The sequence below is a fragment of the Streptomyces sp. A 4/2 genome, assembly GCF_940670765.1.
Lineage (GTDB): Bacteria > Actinomycetota > Actinomycetes > Streptomycetales > Streptomycetaceae > Streptomyces.
Genome location: NZ_CALNVW010000023.1, coordinates 81,209 through 99,190, shown reverse-complemented (window position 1 = coordinate 99,190; position 17,982 = coordinate 81,209). Strand labels below are relative to the sequence as shown.

The 17,982-nt window shown below is 69.1% G+C and carries 24 protein-coding genes; 2 read left to right on the top strand and 22 right to left on the bottom strand.

Annotated features, from left to right (window positions below; genetic code table 11):
- Positions 1 to 135 precede the first annotated feature (135 nt).
- The 8 genes from NBY69_RS18255 to NBY69_RS18220 form a co-directional block, all read right to left on the bottom strand.
- Positions 136 to 525 (bottom strand): hypothetical protein, encoded by a 390-nt coding sequence (locus tag NBY69_RS18255; RefSeq protein WP_250302066.1) that lies wholly within the window; start codon positions 523 to 525, stop codon positions 136 to 138.
- A gap of 107 nt (positions 526 to 632) precedes the next feature.
- A complete protein-coding gene (locus NBY69_RS18250; RefSeq protein ID WP_250302065.1) occupies positions 633 to 1,055 on the bottom strand; it encodes a hypothetical protein in 423 nt (140 codons plus the stop codon).
- Between the two features lie 100 nt (positions 1,056 to 1,155).
- Positions 1,156 to 1,989, bottom strand: coding sequence for a hypothetical protein (locus tag NBY69_RS18245; RefSeq protein WP_250302064.1), 834 nt, complete (start codon positions 1,987 to 1,989; stop codon positions 1,156 to 1,158).
- Positions 1,990 to 2,074: 85 nt separating this feature from the next.
- Positions 2,075 to 2,518 (bottom strand): hypothetical protein, encoded by a 444-nt coding sequence (locus tag NBY69_RS18240; RefSeq protein WP_250302063.1) that lies wholly within the window; start codon positions 2,516 to 2,518, stop codon positions 2,075 to 2,077.
- 65 nt (positions 2,519 to 2,583) lie between these two features.
- Entirely contained in the window at positions 2,584 to 2,865 is a 282-nt protein-coding gene (locus tag NBY69_RS18235) for a hypothetical protein (RefSeq protein ID WP_250302062.1), read from the bottom strand.
- A 657-nt stretch (positions 2,866 to 3,522) separates the two neighbouring features.
- Positions 3,523 to 4,353, bottom strand: a complete 831-nt coding sequence (locus tag NBY69_RS18230; protein WP_250302061.1) for an rRNA adenine N-6-methyltransferase family protein — start codon at positions 4,351 to 4,353, stop codon at positions 3,523 to 3,525.
- 207 nt (positions 4,354 to 4,560) lie between these two features.
- Positions 4,561 to 7,350 carry a ParB/RepB/Spo0J family partition protein gene (locus NBY69_RS18225; protein WP_250302060.1) on the bottom strand — a complete coding sequence of 930 codons (2,790 nt, stop codon included), beginning with the start codon at positions 7,348 to 7,350 and terminating at the stop codon, positions 4,561 to 4,563.
- Between the two features lie 65 nt (positions 7,351 to 7,415).
- A complete protein-coding gene (locus NBY69_RS18220) occupies positions 7,416 to 7,715 on the bottom strand; it encodes a hypothetical protein (protein WP_250302059.1) in 300 nt (99 codons plus the stop codon).
- A gap of 180 nt (positions 7,716 to 7,895) precedes the next feature.
- Between NBY69_RS18220 and NBY69_RS18215 the strand changes: the two genes are divergently transcribed.
- Positions 7,896 to 8,192: a sigma-70 family RNA polymerase sigma factor gene (locus tag NBY69_RS18215; RefSeq protein ID WP_250302058.1), complete on the top strand. Its 297-nt coding sequence runs from the start codon at positions 7,896 to 7,898 to the stop codon at positions 8,190 to 8,192.
- A 71-nt stretch (positions 8,193 to 8,263) separates the two neighbouring features.
- On the opposite strand, the gene NBY69_RS18210 is transcribed toward NBY69_RS18215, so the two are convergent.
- The 8 genes from NBY69_RS18210 to NBY69_RS18175 form a co-directional block, all read right to left on the bottom strand.
- Positions 8,264 to 8,560, bottom strand: coding sequence for a hypothetical protein (locus tag NBY69_RS18210; protein ID WP_250302057.1), 297 nt, complete (start codon positions 8,558 to 8,560; stop codon positions 8,264 to 8,266).
- 51 nt (positions 8,561 to 8,611) lie between these two features.
- On the bottom strand, positions 8,612 to 9,769 hold the full coding sequence (locus NBY69_RS18205) for a hypothetical protein (RefSeq protein ID WP_250302056.1): 1,158 nt from the start codon (positions 9,767 to 9,769) through the stop codon (positions 8,612 to 8,614).
- Positions 9,770 to 9,902: 133 nt separating this feature from the next.
- A complete protein-coding gene (locus NBY69_RS18200) occupies positions 9,903 to 10,592 on the bottom strand; it encodes a hypothetical protein (RefSeq protein ID WP_250302055.1) in 690 nt (229 codons plus the stop codon).
- Positions 10,593 to 10,653: 61 nt separating this feature from the next.
- Entirely contained in the window at positions 10,654 to 11,433 is a 780-nt protein-coding gene (locus NBY69_RS18195) for a mucin-2 (RefSeq protein ID WP_250302054.1), read from the bottom strand.
- 35 nt (positions 11,434 to 11,468) lie between these two features.
- On the bottom strand, positions 11,469 to 12,131 hold the full coding sequence (locus tag NBY69_RS18190; RefSeq protein ID WP_250302053.1) for a hypothetical protein: 663 nt from the start codon (positions 12,129 to 12,131) through the stop codon (positions 11,469 to 11,471).
- Positions 12,132 to 12,157: 26 nt separating this feature from the next.
- Entirely contained in the window at positions 12,158 to 12,523 is a 366-nt protein-coding gene (locus NBY69_RS18185) for a hypothetical protein (RefSeq protein ID WP_250302052.1), read from the bottom strand.
- A 198-nt stretch (positions 12,524 to 12,721) separates the two neighbouring features.
- Positions 12,722 to 13,231, bottom strand: coding sequence for a hypothetical protein (locus NBY69_RS18180; protein ID WP_250302051.1), 510 nt, complete (start codon positions 13,229 to 13,231; stop codon positions 12,722 to 12,724).
- Positions 13,232 to 13,270: 39 nt separating this feature from the next.
- Entirely contained in the window at positions 13,271 to 14,140 is an 870-nt protein-coding gene (locus NBY69_RS18175; protein WP_250302050.1) for a hypothetical protein, read from the bottom strand.
- A 148-nt stretch (positions 14,141 to 14,288) separates the two neighbouring features.
- Between NBY69_RS18175 and NBY69_RS18170 the strand changes: the two genes are divergently transcribed.
- Positions 14,289 to 14,564 (top strand): hypothetical protein, encoded by a 276-nt coding sequence (locus NBY69_RS18170; RefSeq protein WP_250302049.1) that lies wholly within the window; start codon positions 14,289 to 14,291, stop codon positions 14,562 to 14,564.
- 61 nt (positions 14,565 to 14,625) lie between these two features.
- Here the strand turns inward: NBY69_RS18170 and NBY69_RS18165 are convergent, their stop codons facing one another.
- The 6 genes from NBY69_RS18165 to NBY69_RS18140 form a co-directional block, all read right to left on the bottom strand.
- Positions 14,626 to 14,829, bottom strand: a complete 204-nt coding sequence (locus NBY69_RS18165; RefSeq protein WP_250302048.1) for a hypothetical protein — start codon at positions 14,827 to 14,829, stop codon at positions 14,626 to 14,628.
- A 110-nt stretch (positions 14,830 to 14,939) separates the two neighbouring features.
- Positions 14,940 to 15,080, bottom strand: coding sequence for a hypothetical protein (locus NBY69_RS18160; RefSeq protein ID WP_250302047.1), 141 nt, complete (start codon positions 15,078 to 15,080; stop codon positions 14,940 to 14,942).
- A gap of 105 nt (positions 15,081 to 15,185) precedes the next feature.
- Positions 15,186 to 15,425, bottom strand: coding sequence for a hypothetical protein (locus NBY69_RS18155; RefSeq protein ID WP_250302046.1), 240 nt, complete (start codon positions 15,423 to 15,425; stop codon positions 15,186 to 15,188).
- Between the two features lie 13 nt (positions 15,426 to 15,438).
- Complete coding sequence (locus NBY69_RS18150; RefSeq protein ID WP_250302045.1) at positions 15,439 to 16,785, bottom strand: hypothetical protein; 1,347 nt, start codon at positions 16,783 to 16,785, stop codon at positions 15,439 to 15,441.
- Complete coding sequence (locus NBY69_RS18145) at positions 16,782 to 17,186, bottom strand: hypothetical protein (protein WP_250302044.1); 405 nt, start codon at positions 17,184 to 17,186, stop codon at positions 16,782 to 16,784. Before NBY69_RS18145 ends, NBY69_RS18150 begins: the two co-directional genes overlap by 4 nt.
- Positions 17,187 to 17,214: 28 nt before the next feature.
- Positions 17,215 to 17,979 (bottom strand): hypothetical protein, encoded by a 765-nt coding sequence (locus NBY69_RS18140; RefSeq protein WP_250302043.1) that lies wholly within the window; start codon positions 17,977 to 17,979, stop codon positions 17,215 to 17,217.
- Positions 17,980 to 17,982: the final 3 nt, after the last annotated feature.

The window sequence follows — 17,982 nt, the reverse complement described above, 5'->3', positions numbered from 1 at the left end:
CCCCGGTGAGGTCGTTCGGTTCTGGCCGGGCGGGCAGGGATTCCCGCCCCCGCCCGCCCGGCCGGTGATTACCGCCTTAGTGGGTGGCCACTAAGGCGGGCGCCGGGGCGTACCCGGCACCCGTCGCGGCGCCCCCTACCTGGGCGAGGCGGCCGAGTCGTGGTGCTCGTCGATCACGTACCAGTCCCACGCTTTGCCGGTGATCGCGTACCGGCCGTCCTCGTTGGGCGTGAAGCACTCGACGGTGTCCTGGCCCTCGCGGGGCGCGTAGTAGAGCAGGCCGATGTTCCGGACGACCCTGCACGGGCGGTTGCGGTGCGTGGGCGGGACGACATCGATCGTGTCGCCCGAACCGCGCCCGAGGCGGGCCTCGTCCTGGGTGGCAGTGGCGAACTGGCACACGGTCGCCAGGTCCAACCAGGGCTTCACGTGGTCACCGGTGGGGTCGATGTGAGCCGGGTAGGCGTCGCGGCTGTTGTGGGTGACGAGGACTTCGACCATGGCGCTCTCCTCGGAGTCGTTCACTCGGTGCTGGCCGAGTGAACTTGCTTAGTGGGTGGACACTATGACCAACGCCGAACTCTCCGCGAGGTACCGGGGTAACCCCAAGAGTTTCGGAGAAAAACAGCAGGTCAGACGGCCCTCTGTCCGGGAAAGGGAGGCAGCTGCTCCCGCTTCACCTGGTGCGGGATGGCCGGGTTCAGCCGCTCATCCAGCGCGTACCAGCACCACTCGAACCCACCGATGGCGTACCGGCCGACCTCGTTGGGCTGGCAGACCTCCACCGCCTCCTGGCGCTTCTCGCCGCCGAGGTACATCCAGCAGACGTTCAGCACGACCGCGTGCTCCGCGCTGTCGACCTGGCCGGTGAGGACGTGGATCGTGTCCAACGAGCCGTGGCCGAACCGGGCGGCGCCGGCCTGGGTGTCATCCGCGATCCGCTGAACGGTCTCCAGGTCGAACCAGGGCTTCACGTGCCCTTCGCGCTGGTCACCGGGGTCGATCAGGGCCGGGTACCGGTCGATGCCGTTGCAGGAGACGAGGACTTCAATCATGGCGCTCTCCGTGAGGTTGTTTCGGTCGGTGCACATGCGGCGGCCCCGGGGCGGGCGGGTATCCCCGCCCTCGCCCGCCCCGGAGCCAGGTGAAGTGTGGTCACTCAAGCGGCAGGGCCGCCGCCCTGGCCAGGTCGATGCGGTACACCGGCTGGCCGTCCTTGGCGGGCATCTCCTCGACCAGGGGCTTCCAGACGCGCTCGTTGCCGCCGTCCAAGTACGGCACCCATTCGTTCATCCCGAAGACCTCATCCCCGGCGCACCTGCCGAGCGTGGCGGTGAACGAGGTCTCCGTGCCGTCCGCCGTCCAGTACCGGCCAGTGGCGTGCAGCGAGCCGTCGGCCGCCTCGACCAGCTCGGCGTATTCGGCGTCGAAGGGGGCATCGTGGTGGTTCTCGGTCAGGATGTCCCGCACCGCCGCCGCGGTGACGAGGGCCATCACTCGGCCCACCCGCTCCTGCGCCGTGAACAGGTCTTGCAGGGCTTCGTGAGCCGCGGCGCCGATCTTCTGGCCGCCAGGGAGCGGATAGGCCGGGGCCTGGGGGGCGTGAGTGGTCATGCGATGTCCTCGTTCGCTTCGGGTGGGTTGGAGGAGAGGCCCGGGGTGGGCCGGGAACGTGATCCGGTAGAGCTGATCCGTTTTCTCGTCTGGGACGAGCTGCCATCCGGCCGCGCCCGGGGCGCCGGGGCCTTCCTCGTCAAGGGCCGCGCGCAGGATCTCGTCGGCCTCGCCGAGGGTTTCGCAGTCGAAGGGGCCGACATCGTCAGCGGTGTCGATCTCGGTGTCGCCGGCGAAGACCGAGATGATCCGGATGAACTCGCCGCAGATGTCGACCAGCGCCGACGTCGCCTCGGGGGCCAGGCGCCGCAGCGTCGCACCTGCCGCCCAGGTGGCCCTGCCCAGCGGGGTCGTCGGGTTCACGTCACAGGCCATGGTGGCCTCCTTGCTCTGTGAGATGAGTTCGGTTGACAGCCCTGGCGGGCGGGGATTCCCGCCCCCGCCCGCCAGGGCTGGAAGGTCAGAAGTCGAACAGCGTGGGGACCGGAGCCGCGGGGGCTACGGGATGGGCGCCGAGTTCAGGGACTTCCCGCTCGGTCTGCTCGGTCCACCACTTCGCGAAATGCGACCGGTGGCACCAGTCGTCCGGTGGGGTCAGCCGGTCGAGCCGGTCGAAGCAGAGCAGCACGAGCGGGCTGTCCAGGTCGTTGGCGCCCGCGATGGCCAGCAGCTCGCGGTGGATGGCGTCGATGCCGTTGCCGTTGAGCAGCCGCCGGTAGCTGAACTCGTATGCGTCCTGCGCCTTGATCTTCAGCAGCTCCCGGGTCGGCGTGATGAGCCGCGCATGCCCGGCCAGCTGATAGGAGAGGGCGAAGCGCGGGTGGCCGACCGTGGTCCGGACCGGGGTGCCCATATGTGGGGTGAACTCCTGGTATGCGCATGTTGCGAGTCGCAGATCGCTCATTCTTGGGTTCCCTTCGGGGATAGAGAGCCAGGCCGGGCCCTGTGTGGGCCCGGCCTGGGGGTTGGTTAGCCTCGACAGATACAGGTCTCCCGGGTCCCGGACTCGGTGCCGTAGAGCCTGTGGGCCTGAAGGAGGATCGAAGTGAGGGCCTGACACACGTCCGAGTTGTCGTCGTGCCTGTCCTGGGTGGTGAGCTGGGCCCTCATCCAGGGGATGAGGTAGCCCATATCCCTGCCGGAGATTTCACAGACCTGGTCGGACACGAACTCGGGGGGGACGGGATTGTAGACGTACTCCTCGTTGGTGGTGTTGTTGGTGTTGGTGTTGGTGTTGGCCTGGTTGGTCATAATGGAGACCTTTCTGGGTGGTGTTAGTGGGTGGACACTATGACTAACGCGTGACCCCTCTTGGGGTACCGGGTACAACCAGGGAAATCGGAGAAAGTTGCAGGTCAGAGCCCCGTGCGGCGAACCCGAACGGGCCGAGCCCCCAAGCACCCAACCGCACCCCAGACCGGAGCACCCACGCGCGAGGCGAACTCCTGGTGCACGTAGGTCGCGAGTCGCAGATCGCTCACCCTCGGGCCCCCGCGGGGAGTAGAGAGCCAGGCCGGGCCCTGTGTGGGCCCGGCCTGAGGGTTGGTTAGCCGTAACAGATACAGGAATCCCTGGTCTCGGACTGGGTGCCGTAGAGCCTGTTGGAGATCCTGAGGAGCCTGCCGAGGACCTGACAGAGGTCTGAGTTGTGGTCCTCCTTGGACTGACCCTGGAGGGTGGTGTGGAGCCACGGGATGAGGAGTTCTGCCTCCCCCTTAGTAAAGGGGAGGGTGTCCCCTGACTGGGCCTGAGTGGGGAGATCCTGGTTAGTGGTGGCCTGATTGGTCATAATGAGGGCCTTTCTGGGTGGGTGTTGGTTTTAGTGGGTGGACACTATGACTAACGCGTGATCCCACTTGGGGTACCGGGTACAACCAGGGAAATCGGAGAAAGTTGCAGGTCAGAGCCCTATTCGGCGAACTCGAACAGGTCGAGCTGGCGTGGCTGCCGCTTCAGCCAGTCATGGGTGCGCAACCTGCTCCCGGCGTAGCCCGGCAGGAAGACCAAGCAGGTGCGGACGTTCGTACCCGAGATCGCGAACGAGTCCTCGGGCAGGGCCTCGATATCGCCACCGACCTCCTCGACGACCTCGCGGAACTCGGCCGCCTTCCGGTCGCTCCACCACATCAGCCCGTTGCTCATGACGGCGATCAGGTGCCCGTCGTCCTTCATGAACCCGACCGCGTGAAGGATGTGGTCGAGCCCGTTGTTGAACGGCGGGTTCATCACGATCCGGTCGTAACCCTCCTCCCTGTCGAGCGGGTCGAGGCTCAGGAAGTCGGTCTGCATGACCTTCTGGCAGTCGCCCTGTGCGCGCAGGATCGCCGCCCGCCGCTCGTCGAGTTCGACGGCGTCGACCAGGCCGCCGCGACTGGCGATGTCGGCGGTCAGCGCGCCCGCACCGGCCGAGGGTTCGAGGACGGTGTCCCCGACGCGGATACCGGCCGCGTCGACGATCTGCGTGACGAGGGCGGGCGGGGTGGCGTACCAGCCCTGGTCGTACCGCGACGGGTATTCGCCGGCCGTGAGGCACTGCCGCATGAACTCCTCGATCCGGTACGGGAAGACGTGCGCGCGGATCGCCTTGCGGCCGTCCCACTTACCGGCCATGTCTTTCAGCACGGTGTTCACCTGCTCATAGACCACGCGGTCGATCTCGAACGGGATGCGCACCTGGTCGCCGCGGATGACTGTGCGCGGGTCGGTGAGGACCGTCAGGGCGTCGGTCGGGAATCGCATGGGAGCTCCTTCGGTTCGCTGTCGGGCGATTGGGGGCCCGTGCCGGTGGGCCGGTGGTGGTGAGGTCGTGAGTCCCGCTGTGGCCGCCGCGATTGGCGGGGCGGGGGGCGGGGAGGGGGCGCTGTGAACTCCCGCGAGGGGCGCGTCGGCCCTCCCCACCCGGACCTTAGTGTCTAGACACTAAGGTCCGGGCCTGGTGAAGGGAGGTCAGGCGGCGGCCTCGGTCTCCGTGGTGTCCTCGGCCGCCTCCGGGCCGACCGCGTCGGGGTTGATCTCGATCCCACCGGCCCGCACCGAGGCGATGGCCTGGGCCTTGGTCAGGTTCCCGATCACCTTGCCGGTCAGCTTGCGCAGGTGCTCCATGCGCTTGCTGTGGACCTCGACGCCTCCGGCCGCTCCGGCCAGCAGCAGGGCCAGCTCCTCCGGGTCCGCGGTGGCCAACTCGGCCAGGATCTCGCCGGCGGCCGACAGGCGCTCGATCTTCTTCGTCAGCTTCGACCGCTCGGAGATGATCCGCTCGCGCTCCTCCTCGGGCACGTCGTGCTCGCCGAGGATCGACTCCTGGACGTCACCCTTCTTGCCGGTGGCCTCATCGCTCAGGACGAAGAACGAGCCCTGGGACTCGCGCCGCTCCTCCTCGGCGCGGCACGCTTTCACGAACGCTTCCGCGTCCCGGTCGTTGGCGAATCCGCCCTGGGTGTACCGGCTCAGGAACCGCATCTGGTTCTGGGCGCTCAGCTGTGCCGCGTACCAGGCCAGGTTGACGCCGAGCAGGCCCTTGGCGAGTGCGTCCTGCGCGGAGTCGCACAGCTTGAGGAGGTCGATCCGCCACCCGACGTAGGCCGGGGCCTTGCCGCACATCTCGCCGATGTCGTCGATCGTGTACCCGGCCTTCTCCAGGTCCTTGAAGGACTTCGCCTCTTCCATGGGCGTCATGTCCGCGCGGCCGACGTTCTCGGCAACCTGCTTGGCGAGGAGTTCGGGGGAGCCGCTGACCGCGCCGTGCAGGACGAGGGCCGTCATCTCGGTGAGGTCGGCCATCTTGGCCGCGCGCCACCGGCGTTCGCCCATGATGATCGTGTACCTCCTGGTGCCAACGTCGTACCGGACGCTGATCGGCTGAAGTTGGCCCAGCTTCCGCATGGAGCCCGCCAGTTCCTCCAGCTTGGCCTGGTCGAACAGCTCGCGAGGCTGGTTCGGGTCGCGGTCGATCCGGTCGATCGGGATCGTCTTCTGGGTGGCCGCCTTCTCGGCGGTCGCGGTGGCCTTCTCGGCGACGACCTCGCGGCGCTTGCTGGCCTTGGTGGGCTCGACCACCTTCTTCACGGCCGGGGCCTTCCTGGCAGTCGCCTTGCGGGTGGACTTCTTCGCGGGGGCCGTCTCGGTGACCTTGGCGACCTCGACGGTGGCGGTGGCGGCGATGTCGGTCATGGTTCCCGGCCTCTCACTGTGCGGTGTGGGGTTTAGCGGGTGGACACTATGACCGACTTCGGAAGACCCCTGGGGTACCGGGTTGCTCGAAAGAAATCGCAGGTCAGACGGGGTTTTCTCGACTACCTTCGGGTCCTCGCCCGGCTCGTCGACCGGCGCCTGATCCTCGTCGCCCGCGGGGGCCTCCGGCTCCGTCTTCGCTACCGGCGCGATGGCGCGGACGATGCCGCCGTCCCGGCCGACCCAGTCGCCGCAGGAGGTGAGGCCGCGCTCGGCGAGCAACTCGGCAACCTGCGATTGCAGCGTTCCGGACCATTCGGGCACGATGCACGTTGGGTCCACCGGCCCCGGGACGGTCACCGCCGGGTGGTCCTTGTGCGGTCGGCCCCGGCCGTCCAGCCACGTGAGCGTCGCATCGGTCGCGCCCTTCTCGCACGTGAGCCTGATCCGCTTCGGGATCTTCGGGTCGCTGCGGCGCGTGGCCTTCTTCGCCTTCGCCATCTTCGCCTTGGCCTGGGCCTCGCGAATGACGTCGGCCGGGGCCGCCTCCGAGGCCACGCGGGCCGACTTGATGCCGGGGACCTTCCCGTCCGCGAGGAAGGCGTCCATCGCGTCCTCGGGGCATCGGGCCCGCGCCTGGGTGTAGTCGGCGCTATGTGTCGAGGTCCGCCCGTTGAAATCGGCGTCCACCAGGGTCATCACCGCCTTGGGGGCCAGCCGCAGGTTCCATGCGATGCTCAGCGTCTTCGGGTTGACCCGGGCCACCTGATACCAGGAGCCGCTGTAGAGCACGAAGTCCCCGGGTGCGAAGTCCGCGGGGCCCCAGATCTTCATGCCCTCAGCCTTGGCCTTCTCGACGATCTGCTCCCAGTGGGCGATCTCCTCGGTCAAGTCGAGGATCAACCGTGCGTGCCGGTCGACCGAGCTGTAGCCCTTCTCAACGGCCTCCGTGTGGTGCCGCTCCTGCTGCCGTAGGTCCGCGCGCAGCCGCTCCAGGCGCCGGAGGGTGCGCTGCGGGTTGTTGCGGTACGCCTCGTAGTTCTCGGACGCCCGAGTTCGGTCCGCCCAGTGCGACGCCCGGTCTCGTTCCTCGAAACTCTTCCGCATGTTCGTGTCGATCCGCGCGGCGTCGCGGCGGGCGCGGCCCTCGCTGTGGTGGCCGACGAGGATGGGCTGTCCGAACTCGAACCGCTGCGAGATCTGGTCGGCGGTTGCTCGCCGGGCGTCCGCTGAGGCGACGGCCCGGCCCGCGCGGTCACTGAACCGCTCGACCCTGCCCTCGGCGCGGTCGGCGCGGTCGGCTTCGGCCTCTGCGAAGGACCGCCGCACTTCCTCCTTGACCTCGATCGTCACCTCGTGGCCGGCCGCGCGCAGCGCCTCGGCCGCGCCGTTGATCCGCCACATCTGCGCTTCCTTGTCCTGCGAGCGCCGGATGTAGAGGCCGTCGACGTTGCGCGAGGACCAGAAGCCATGGGGTCTCACGAGCTCGAAGACCCCATCTCCTTTCGAGGAGCCGTGGAGGAGTGTGCCGTCCGCTCGCGTGTGGATGATCTCGATGTCTGTCAAGGCCGTGTCTCCGTTCGGGAATGCGGACGGCCCGGCGGTTGCCGGGCCGTTGGTGGTCGGACTGGTCAGTTGGCGCCGCCCATGTCCCAGCCCTCGCCCATCCGGTCGCGGGCCTGCTCGCGGCGGCGGGTGGCGAGGCGGGCGTCGCGATCCTGCTCGCTCTCCTGCCAGATCTCGATGTCCGCGAAGGGACCCTCGTGGCGGAAATCGCGAGCGATGGCCGCCGCCGCTTCCTGGGGGGTCAGGCTCTCCTCACCGTTGTTCAGGTAGGTCGTGTTGACCTGGCGGCCGTTGCGCACGTAAGGCTCGTCGGTCGCGTACGAGTAGCGGATCATCCAGCGCTGGGCGGTGAGGTTGGAGGTCATGGCTGGCTCCCAGGACTTAGGGGCTAGTGGGTGGACACTATGCCTAACGCGTGATCCCACTTGAGGTACCGGGGTGACGAAAAGAAATCAGGGACGTTTTCGCAGGTCGGGACCCTCCGGAGTCAACCTTGGGTGTCGAGCATGACGCGCGCCATAGTGGGCGGGCACTAAGGTGTTGGCATGGATCGCCACGAACTCCCCGCCCCCTTCGCCGCACTCGCCGAGCTGGCCGGCGAGCCGACCGTCGAGCGGGCGCAGGCCCTCGGCCGTGCACTCAAGGCCGTGCCGGACCTGTCGGCCTGGATTCGCGAGCAGAGGCAGGTCACCGTCCGGGCCCTGCTCGACATGCCGCAGCACAGCGCGAAGACCCTGTCCGGCCCCCTGGAGGTCACCCCCCAGCGAGTCCACGACATCGCCGCCGGCCACCGTGCCACCGCGAACAGGCGCGCCGCTGCCGCCAAGACGACCATCGACTGACCCCCTTGGGGAACGAGGAGCGCCCGCCTGCTGCCCGAAGAGGGCGGCAGGCGGGCGCTCGTTGTGCTGAGCTACCGCCGCCAGCGCCGGTCGTCGGCTCCGCGCTCCGATGCGGGCACGTCCAGGCCGGCCGTCGAGGCGACCGCCACCGAGTACGCCACCGAGGCGGCGTGCTCCAGGCATGCGTAGCGCATGTCCTCCTCGGCGGAGTCCACGAAGTACAGCACCGCGTCCGTCGGGCACGTCCCGCACGATGCCGCCGCCTCGTCGGGGACGGCACTCCGGTCGGCCAGGCCGACGCGGCCCTCGCCGGTCCCGTACCCGCCGCTCATCCTGCGGGCCATGTCCAGCCGGGTCGGTCCACTCATCCCGGTCTCCATTCAGATCACTCATCAGCGTAGGAGCTCCGCTCGCGCGATTCAGGACGCTTCCGCGAACAGGTCGAGCTGCTCGACGTCGTCCGGCGCGACCGTGAGCGGGGGCAGCGCCCTCGGGCGCAGCGGGGATGTCTTCGGCAGCTCCGGCTTCGGCGTAGGGCATCCGGCTTCGGCGCGCAGCTTGGCGACTAGGTCGGGGTCGATGCGGTGCTTCTCGATCTCCTCGTCGGTGGGCACCCAGCCCACAGGCCGGCTGCGGCCAAGGCGGTGCGTGATGTCCTGCACCCGGGCCCACACGTTCCAAAGCCGCTCGTCGCGGTCTTCCCAGGCGTGCAGCTCATCCATGGCCGCGTGCATCACCTCCCGTTCGGCCAGGCGTTGCCGGTACTGCTCGTCAGCGGCTGCGCTCTGGCTGGTGGCCAGCTCGCCGCAGAGGAGCGGGCGGAGCGCTTCGCGGTCCATCCGGGGGCCCTTCATGACCGGGGTCGGCCGGTAGACCCTCCAGAGGTGCAGAGCGTCGCGGCCGTCGGCGGTGACGCTGACCCTCTTGTGTCCGGGGCCGAAGGGCTCGGAGATGACGAGGAGTCCGGCGTTCACCAGCGGGGTCAGTCGGCCTTCCGTTACGGGCTGACCGGCGTAGCCGGGCCGGGGGAAGTGGCGCAGTACGCCGTCCTGGCGGTACTGGAGCTGGATGGCCGCCGCGGCGGCCATCAGGTCGGCTTGTGCGGTCGACCAGCCGAGCGCGCGTGCCCGCTGCCGTCCCCATGCCCGCTCGCGGGCTCCCTCGAGGAACTTACTCGCCACCGAGTCGGCCGGGGGCAGCTCGGGCGCGGGGGCAGGCTCGGGCACGGTGGGTTCCGGGGTGGGCTCGGGTGCGGTCGGCTGCGGTGGAGCGGGCGGCGTCTCCCGGACCCGGGAGCCGTAGTTGGCGACGCCTGTCATGGGGCGGTCGCCGCTCGGGTAGCGCACCGAGACGCGGAACGGGAAGGGGCCTTCGCCCGCCAGGCGCTCGATCTCGTCGGCGTTCGCGACGACCGTCTCGTCCGCGTGGTGCGAGAGGGTCAGGACGAACGTCCCGATGCGCTCGCCGTTGCGGTAGTCGCCGGTCACGCGGAAGTCGCCGCCTTGGGCGAGGCCGAGGCCGCGCAGGATGCGCGCGATGGCCACGGTCGGGGTCTTGGGCGGGGTGGTGGTGCTCACTGTGCCTCCCGGCAGGGTTCTTAGTGAGTGGACACTATGGCTAACGCTTAGAGTCCACTGAGGTACCGGTGTCCGGACAGGGAAAGCGCAGGTCAGCCCCTGTCCGGACACTGTCCAGACAGTGTGTCCGTCGTCAGTCGCGGCCGTCGTTCGCCGCGATCTCCAGCACCAGCGGCCAGGCGGAGAACGCGACGTCGCCGAGCGCGGTCTCGTACGTCCCCTCCTGGCCGGGCCGGGTCTGGCCGTCCTCTCGGACCAGGTCCCGGGTCTCCTTGTGGAACTGCTCGACCATCTCGGCCGCCTGGTCCGCGAGGTCGTCGAGCGCGGCCTGGCGGGCGTACTCCGGGCGCAGGTCGGTGTAGAAGTCCTTGCCTGAGGCGCCCTGGAAGCAGCGGCTCGCGATCACGTACGCGTCGACCGTCTCGTTCTCGACCATGTACCAGGCCAGCACCTTGGCCCACGCCCGCTCACTGCTGTACTCCTCGATCACGAACCAGTGCGGGAGGTAGCCGTGGTGCCGGTCCGGGCCGTTGACCACCACGGTGAACGGCCGCGCGGTGTGCCGCTCATCCCTGGGCACCTCGTACATGGGTCGGTCGGCGAACTCCTCGTCGACCGGCTGGGGCCGAGCCGGCGGGCACTTGCCGCACAGGGCCAGCCCGAGTTCCTGCGCCTTGGCCTCCGCCATGGACTCCTGCCCGCGGTACGTTCCCACCTTGTCGTTCAGTGCGGGGCACGTGGCGTCGGGGTGGTAGGCGCGGCGGAAGGCGCCGATGCGGACATGGACGATGCGGCCGGTCTCGGCGGGCTGGACGTCGATCATTCGCTTCTCCTGTGTGAGCAGGGGGGGCGGGCCTCGTCGGGCCCGCCCCTGGGGAGGGTGGTCAGGCGAGGTCGGCCAGGAGGACGGTCGCGTTGTCGGCGTGCGGGCTGCTGTGAACCACGCCGCTTCCGGCCGCCGCGGTGGTGCGGAGTGAGGTCTCGACTGCGAGGTTCACGAAGGCGGTGGCGACGCCTGCGAGCGGGTCGTCGTCCAGCTCGGCGTACAGGTCGTGTCGGGCATCGTCGTGGGGTTCGTAGGCGCCGTCCGAGGCGAGGAGGAGGCGGCACGGCCCGTCGAGCGGGACGGTCACCGACTCGATCGCCGGGTGGCCGTATTCCCGCGTCAGCTGCTCGTCATCGTCCACGCCGCCGAGGTATGAGGTGATGCGGTTGCGGTTCCCGCCGTGCGGGTACGTCGCGGTCGGCGGGTAGACCCGGCGAAGGTTGTGATCCTCGGTCAGCCGCCGGGCGACTCCGCGCACGAGGAGGTAGGCGCGGGAGTCGCCAGCCCATGCGACCTGGAGCGGCTGGCCGGGGACGACAACCGCGACGACCGCCGCAGCGGAGGGCAGGTAGCGCAGCTCGTACGGGTCCTCACGGTCGGGGTCGGCCGCGTAGCCCTCGTAGATGTGGCGCAGTCCGGCCTCAGCGTCTCCCCGGCGGGAGGCCGCGCGGGCCAGGCGGCGGGCGGCCGTGACCGTCCACTCGCGGATGGCCTGGGAGGAGCCGATGCCGTCGAGCAGGACGTACGCCCGGGCGCCGCTGGGGGCGGTGTGGATGGCCGTCGCGTCGCACTGGGTGTCGCGGGTGCCGATGTTCTGGGCGGTGGCGTAGGGGCGCATGGGTGCTCCGTTCGTGGCGGGTGGAGGGGTGCGGGTCATGCGGCGAGGGCCCGGTGGGCGGGCTCGGCGGTTCGGATGAGCTGCCAGATCTCGCCGGGCGTGATGTCGTAGGGCACTTCCAGTTCGGCGAGGATGAGGCCGCCGTCGAACACGGTCAGGTGGCCCGGCAGGTGGGCCGCGGTGCGGCTGCCGGTGTGCGGCCGGAAGGTCGTGGGGGGCGTGTCGGCGCGGCCGTGGAGGGCGACCTCGGCAGCCAGGCGCTCGTACTCTCCGTGGAGGTCGACCAGGGCCACGAGCGCGGCGGTCAATACGTCCTCTTCGCGGCTGTCCAGGTGGCCGCTCAGTTCGAAGTTCCGGGCGTGGAGCTCGTTCTCCTGCCGTACATGCTTGGGGTCGGCGGGGAGCAGGTCCGGAAGGTACGGGGTCCAGCCGGTGACCGGGGCCGTGACGTAGTCGAAGACAGTGATTGCAATGCCGGTGTCCGTGCGGGCAGCGGTCATTCGTGCTCGGGTCAGGCAGGCGGCGGCGAGGTTGGGAACGCCGCTGGTCGGGCCTGCCGCGCGGAACGCTCCTGCAGCGCGCCTCAGGTTCTGGACGATGCTGCGGAGTTCGCCGCCCTCGGGGTGCTGGTCGGCGCGGCCTCGGATGAGGTCGGCGAGGAGGCGGGCGCGGGTGGCGGCCTTCGCGTGCTGGTTCATGCCGGGGCCTCTCTTCGGAGTGGGGGTCAGGCGGCGATCGTGAGGATGTGGGCGGCGATCCGGTGCTTGCAGACGTGCACGGCCCTGAGGCCGGCCGGGCAGTTGCAGGCGGCGGGTGCGGAGCGGTAGGCGGTCGAGCCGTCCGAGGAGACTGCGAGGAACACGCGGTTCTTGCTGCTCTTGCGGAGGGGGATCAGGCCGCCCTGTTCCAGCAGCTCGACGGCCTTCTCGACCAGGTGCGGCTTGTACTGGCCGAGGTGTTCGGAGCGGGTGGCCTTGCGAACCTTCGTCCGGCACTTCGGGCCGTAGCCGTCGGCCGTGGGACGGCGCAGGATGCGCCTGCACTTGAGACACCGGGTGGGCTGGTGGCCGTGATCCTTGATGGCGCTCACGTGTGCCCCTTTCGCCTTACTTGGTGGTGTGGTGTGACATCCACATCCTTTCCTGAATCGATTTCGGATAACCCATTTTGGAAAAGTGACTAGGCAAAAGGTTGGCAAAATGGCCTGTTGGGGTGCGCCGCCCGCGCCGGACAGCAGGACGCCCCGCCCTCCACCAGGGAGAGCGGGGCGTCCAGGGGCGTCCGACCGCTACCGGGCGGCGACTGCTGTACCGATCGGCCGCTCGCAGGCGTCGTGCCGCTCGCAGTTGCAGCGCTTGCACCCCGCGCACATCTGGTCAGCTTCCAGGCCGCACGCACCGCAGCCGCCCGCAGCGTCCAGGGCGGCGGCGTCGAGCGCGCCCACCAGGTCGATCATTGCCGCCCGGTTGAAGCGCCGCCTCGGCCTGCACGTCCCGTCGCACCGGATGGTCTCGCCGAACCCGACGTACAAGTTCTCGTGGCCGTGGCACGAAAACTCGGTCCAGTCCTCGACCTCCGCGACGGTCACGGTGCAGTCGCCTGCGCCGACGGAGCCGATGCCGCCGAAGTCCGCGGCCGAGCGGGCGCCGCTGATCTCGGCGATCAGGTCAGCGTTGTCGTTCACCACCTCACCTTGGGCGCGGACCACCCCGTAGACCAGCGTCCGCAGTTCGGCCCCGTCGGTGCAGTGGTAGCCGCGATCGTCGATGCCCTCGGCCTTGATCGTGACGTCGTACATGCTGCTGCTCCTCGGTTGTCGTGTCGGATTCGGTGCTGCTCAGGAAGAGAGGGGGGTGGGCGCGATGCGCTCGACGGTCACCAGGTCCCACGCGGCGTACTCAACGCCGATCCCGGTGGTCCAGGGGGCGCGGTAGGTCACGCGACGGTCGGCCTGGGTGACGCCTTGGACGGACGCCCACCACTGCGGCTCGCCGGAGGTCGAGATACCGGTGTCCAGGACGTTCAGGCGGACGCCGTACTGGTGCAGGATGTCGCCGGGCGCGACGGTCAGCCGGTGGACCTCGACGGTGAGGCGGGTGCCGGTCGCGCTCAGTTCGGCGAGCGTGTCCGGGTCGGCCTGGGCGAGGTAGCGCAGGGCGTTGCCCAGTTCGTCGGCGGCTTCGCCGGTGTCGCTGCCCGCGCGGAGCACTCCGGCGGCGCGGCAGGCGGTCGCGCGGGCCTCACCGACGCGGGAGGTATCGACCCGCTCACAGCGGTCGGCGCGGTGGGCCACGCCGTCGCCGACATAGAGCCAGAGATCCCCGTCGGCGCTGCGCATGGTGCCCGTTACGGCCCGTGCGGAGCCGTCGGGGAGCAGGACGCGGTCACCGGTCCCGTACTTCTCGCGCGAGATGGCGCGCTCTTGGCCGGCCGTCTCGCAGCGAGCGCAGAGACCGGAGATCCTGCCGGTCTGCTCGTCGTTGAGCGCGCGGTGCACCGCCTCCTCACACAGAGTCTCGCTACCGACGGGGTCCGCCAGGTGCGGGTCGAAGTCATTGACGATGTGGACGGCGATCACGTCGGCCCGGTCCATGAGCTTCACGATCTCGGCGTTCCGCTCGCTGGGCTCGGCCAGGGTGCCGATCACGAAGGCCGCAGCGGCCAGTTGAGAGGAGGAGGCGAGCTTCTGGGCGTAGCTCTCGGTCATCCGGGGGCCTTTCTGGGTGTGAAGTGGTTCACTTCCAATCATACCCAAATAGATTTAGGGAAACCTGTTTACCCAAATTAGATCAGGAAAACTTGCACCTGAGCCCCTGACCGGGTTTGCCGAAACCGGCTTGTGGAACACTCGGGGCATGAGCCGAACCGGACCCCGCAACACGTACGCCGACTACCGGCCCAGCGAGAAGATGCTGGCCGCGATCAAGGCATGGGAGGACGTCGTCGAGCAGGAGGAGAAGCTGCGCCACGCCGCCCGCGCCGCCATCGCCGAGGAGCTGCGGACCGCCCGGGTCTCCCACGGGGCCCTCGCCAAGCACGTCCCGTGGACGGAAGCAACCGTCACCGGAATCGCCAAGGAATACCAGGTGCCCCCGCTGCGGCAGCGCGCGCCGACCACCGACAACGGTTGACCGGCAACGCAGAAGGGCCCCGACCTGGTGACCAGGTCGGGGCCCTTCTGCTGCCTCGGGGTCAGTCGACGAACGAGCCGTCGAGACGCCGCTGGTGCCCGGCCAGTTGGTGACGGCACTGCGGGCAGTGCTTCCGTGTCCCGTGCTTGATCAGCCACGAGATCCCAGCGGTGCACAGGTGCAGCATCCCGACCAGCCAGTTCTGGACGAGTCGGGCGAGACCGGGCTTGGTGCAGGTGTCACAGTCGCGACAGCCGTGGGACATGGGGCTCCTCGGTGTGATCGCCTTCGGTCTCCGGACCGTACCGATCAAGCCGGGTGGCCGGGCCACTTCCGAAGTCTGATCACCCGTCCGGGTGGCCTGCGGCCTAACCCTCAGCCCCGGCGGGCAGGGGCGCGGTCGCCGGTCTTCGACTGGATGCGCGCGATGTCCACCCTTGCCCGTGCGAGGACCGTCACGATCGCAACGCCACAGGCGCCGAGGAGGACCCACACGAACGCTGTTGTGCCTGCCACCGAAGCCTCCGCAACCCGTCATCCAGGGACGAGTCGAGCCTATCCCGCAGGGCAGACAGCGAGGGCCGCACAAAGAGCGCGCAACCCTCGGGATGCCCCCGGGGGCTACAGCGTGCGGAACAGGATCAGCAGGGTGAAGGTGAGGGCCATCAGCCCGCCGACGATCCACTGCTGCAAGGGGACGTCGAAGGCATTGAACTTTTCCGGCGCCAAGACCCGCTCGCCGTCCGGGATGTGACCACCATGGGCGAGGTGGCGGTGCTTCTGCCGCTGCTCGTCCAACGAGCTGCGGGTGAGAACCGAGGGCGACGTCGTACGGCACTGCTCGCAGCGGTACTGGAACATCGGGCCCCCTCTGTCATTTCAGACCACCTCCATGATGCTCGATCTTCCAGGCGGCCGGGCCCCTTTCGCGGTCCGGGATGAAGCGGTGGCCCCTCTTCACATCCTCTTCGGACCACTCTTCGCCACTCTCCGCTCGTGGAGAGTTCGCAGGTCGAGAGCGGTCTCCGGGGGCGGAGAGCTGCCCAGAGACCAGTTTTTTGCCGCCCTTAGGGGAGGGCAGTGGCGGGAGGCTTTCTCGGTGCACTCCGGCGCATCCAGGGACCCCCCGCGAGCGGAACTTACGGGAGGGGTCCCACCCAGCGTCGGTGAGGGTCTTACGGAGCTGCTGGTTGGTGGCCTGGGAGAGGCCCGGGAGACGGTCTCGCATGAGGGGGCGGAGGGCGCTTAGGTGGACCCCGTTGTCGGTGCCGATCGCCTCTCGAATCAGGGCGGTCAACGGGTCCTCCTGGGGGACCGCAGTGACCTCTTTTCCGGTCGTTCCGGGAGAGCCTTGCGGGGCACCGACGGGGTCGGCCGCGGAGGGCCTCCGGCGACCGCCTAGGAGGCCCAGCAGCCCCTTGCGGGGCTCGGCGGATGCCTCCTCCTTCTTGGCGTCCGTGGAGACATCGTTCGACTGCTTCGTCGCTTTCTCTGGGGCCTCGCCTTTCGTCTCCTTCTCGCCCTTCGTCTCGTCCTCGGCCTTCGTCTCCTTCTCACCCTTCTTCGCGGTCTTGCTCCTGGGAACTTGAATACGTCCACTCGCGGCGTGGGTCAGCGTGACGATCAGGGCGGCAGTGAGCAGCCACAGCGCAGCCGGGTGCTGGACCCACAGCCGGAAGACGCAGTACATGGCGAACCCGGCGCCAGCGAACCGAGCACCGATGGAGCCGCGCTTGCCGATGTTTCCGGACAACCATCCGGTGAGGATCGTCAGGAGGACGAGGAGACCCCGGATGTAGAAGCGGAGCATCTGGCCAATTTCGTGGGTGGCCTTGCCGAGGACGTGGACGACCCTGCCGAGGAACCGGAGGAGGGGCGGGCCGCTGGCCTTGCCGAGGGCGCGGAAGACCTTGACGAGGAACCGGAGGAGGGGCGGGCCGCTGGCCTTGCCGACTTCTACGACGAGCGGGCCGAGCGCGACGAGCGGGCGTACGTCGTAGTACGGCCGGAGGTTCGGCATCGCGAGGGTGCGGGGCGTGGGTTCCGCCTCCTCCTCGTCCTGGCCGTCGGCATCGGCCTCCAACTCGCCGCCGGTGGGCGGGTTCTTGAGCTGCTGAGGAATCGAGAGCGGGGCGCGGACAGGGGCGGCCCACTCCCCCGGCTCGGCCGTGTCGTGGTCTGGCTGGGGGGCGGGGACCGTATGCAGGTGGGCGGCGCTCATGTCGCGAGGCTCTGCATGATCACGGCGATCTTGTCGGCTACCACACCGAAGCTACCGCCCGCGTCGGCGGCGACATACCAGAAGAAGATGCCGAGCATGGACACGCCGCGGGTCGTGAGCTTCATGTAGAAGATCACGATGACCAGGGTCAGGCCGATAGCCGCCAGGCTGTAGCCCGGGAAGACGTCAGCGAAAAGCCCGATGCTGTCGTGCACGAAGCTCGATACGAGGTCGAAGGGCGCGCCAGCCGCCTTGTACGCAGACCCGGCGATCATCGACAGGACCAGGCAGGCGCCCCAGCCCAGTTGCTTCATCCTGCCGCCGGTGCTGGTGCCAAGCAAGAGAAGGGCCGTCAGGGCACCGGCGAGACCTACGGAGCCGAGAGCGGGAAGGAATTGCATGCTGAGTGATCCGTTCCGGGTGGGGTGGTCAGGCGGTGCTGTACAGCAAGCTGCCGACGATCATGGAGACGAGGGGGACACGGGCCAGGAGCGCGAAGGGCGGGAACCATCCCCGAAACTTGTGGTCGACCATCCAGATGGCGAGGGCGACGCCATACCAGAAGCAGACGCCGAGGGCGGTCCACGAGTCGTAGGTCGCGACCAGGTAGGCGGTCTCGTTGGTGAAGAACTGGACGATCCCCGCCCAGAGGCCGATGGCGAGCGCGCTGCCGTTGTAAAGGCCGTGGCGGGTGGACGGGCGCATCCCGCCCCACCACTCGGCGAGGGACTGCTTCGGCGACTTGCCGCTGCCGAAGGCGGGGCGGCTGTACGTCTTCTTGCTCGCGTCGCGGGACTTCCAGAGGCGCCGGATCCGGGCCGGGACTCCCCCGCCCTCCTCCTCGTCCTCGTCATCCTCGTCGTCTTCAGGGACAGGGAGCTGCGTCTCGCAGTCCTCGCACCAGTACGCGACGAGCTCGCCTGTGGGGCGGGAGTGGACCGCGTGCGGCATGGGGTGGTCGCACGGCTCGCCGTCGGCCTTGGGCTTGGCCTCGTCCTCGACCGGCTCGGTCGTGATGACCGGCTTCGGCTCCCACCAGGCGCGCGGGCGGTCGCCGATGCGGAGTCCGCGAGGCTTGGGCGCGGCCGGTGGGTCCGGCATGGTCTCGTCTGTGCCGGTCTTGGCGTCGCTGGCCTTCGCCTCGGCGACGCCGTCCTTGAACGCGCGGATCAGGGTGCGCGGGCGGAGGTCCATCGG

Excerpts from the sequence above, each read along its gene's own strand:
- NBY69_RS18250 (WP_250302065.1), bottom strand. The coding sequence starts at position 1,055 with ATGATTGAAGTCCTCGTCTCCTGCAACGGCATCGACCGGTACCCGGCC.
- NBY69_RS18245 (WP_250302064.1), bottom strand. The coding sequence starts at position 1,989 with ATGGCCTGTGACGTGAACCCGACGACCCCGCTGGGCAGGGCCACCTGG.
- NBY69_RS18240 (WP_250302063.1), bottom strand. The coding sequence starts at position 2,518 with ATGAGCGATCTGCGACTCGCAACATGCGCATACCAGGAGTTCACCCCA.
- NBY69_RS18235 (WP_250302062.1), bottom strand. The coding sequence starts at position 2,865 with ATGACCAACCAGGCCAACACCAACACCAACACCAACAACACCACCAAC.
- NBY69_RS18230 (WP_250302061.1), bottom strand. The coding sequence starts at position 4,353 with ATGCGATTCCCGACCGACGCCCTGACGGTCCTCACCGACCCGCGCACA.
- NBY69_RS18220 (WP_250302059.1), bottom strand. The coding sequence starts at position 7,715 with ATGACCTCCAACCTCACCGCCCAGCGCTGGATGATCCGCTACTCGTAC.
- NBY69_RS18215 (WP_250302058.1), top strand. The coding sequence starts at position 7,896 with ATGGATCGCCACGAACTCCCCGCCCCCTTCGCCGCACTCGCCGAGCTG.
- NBY69_RS18210 (WP_250302057.1), bottom strand. The coding sequence starts at position 8,560 with ATGAGTGGACCGACCCGGCTGGACATGGCCCGCAGGATGAGCGGCGGG.
- NBY69_RS18200 (WP_250302055.1), bottom strand. The coding sequence starts at position 10,592 with ATGATCGACGTCCAGCCCGCCGAGACCGGCCGCATCGTCCATGTCCGC.
- NBY69_RS18195 (WP_250302054.1), bottom strand. The coding sequence starts at position 11,433 with ATGCGCCCCTACGCCACCGCCCAGAACATCGGCACCCGCGACACCCAG.
- NBY69_RS18190 (WP_250302053.1), bottom strand. The coding sequence starts at position 12,131 with ATGAACCAGCACGCGAAGGCCGCCACCCGCGCCCGCCTCCTCGCCGAC.
- NBY69_RS18180 (WP_250302051.1), bottom strand. The coding sequence starts at position 13,231 with ATGTACGACGTCACGATCAAGGCCGAGGGCATCGACGATCGCGGCTAC.
- NBY69_RS18175 (WP_250302050.1), bottom strand. The coding sequence starts at position 14,140 with ATGACCGAGAGCTACGCCCAGAAGCTCGCCTCCTCCTCTCAACTGGCC.
- NBY69_RS18170 (WP_250302049.1), top strand. The coding sequence starts at position 14,289 with ATGAGCCGAACCGGACCCCGCAACACGTACGCCGACTACCGGCCCAGC.
- NBY69_RS18165 (WP_250302048.1), bottom strand. The coding sequence starts at position 14,829 with ATGTCCCACGGCTGTCGCGACTGTGACACCTGCACCAAGCCCGGTCTC.
- NBY69_RS18155 (WP_250302046.1), bottom strand. The coding sequence starts at position 15,425 with ATGTTCCAGTACCGCTGCGAGCAGTGCCGTACGACGTCGCCCTCGGTT.
- NBY69_RS18150 (WP_250302045.1), bottom strand. The coding sequence starts at position 16,785 with ATGAGCGCCGCCCACCTGCATACGGTCCCCGCCCCCCAGCCAGACCAC.
- NBY69_RS18145 (WP_250302044.1), bottom strand. The coding sequence starts at position 17,186 with ATGCAATTCCTTCCCGCTCTCGGCTCCGTAGGTCTCGCCGGTGCCCTG.
- NBY69_RS18140 (WP_250302043.1), bottom strand. The coding sequence starts at position 17,979 with ATGGACCTCCGCCCGCGCACCCTGATCCGCGCGTTCAAGGACGGCGTC.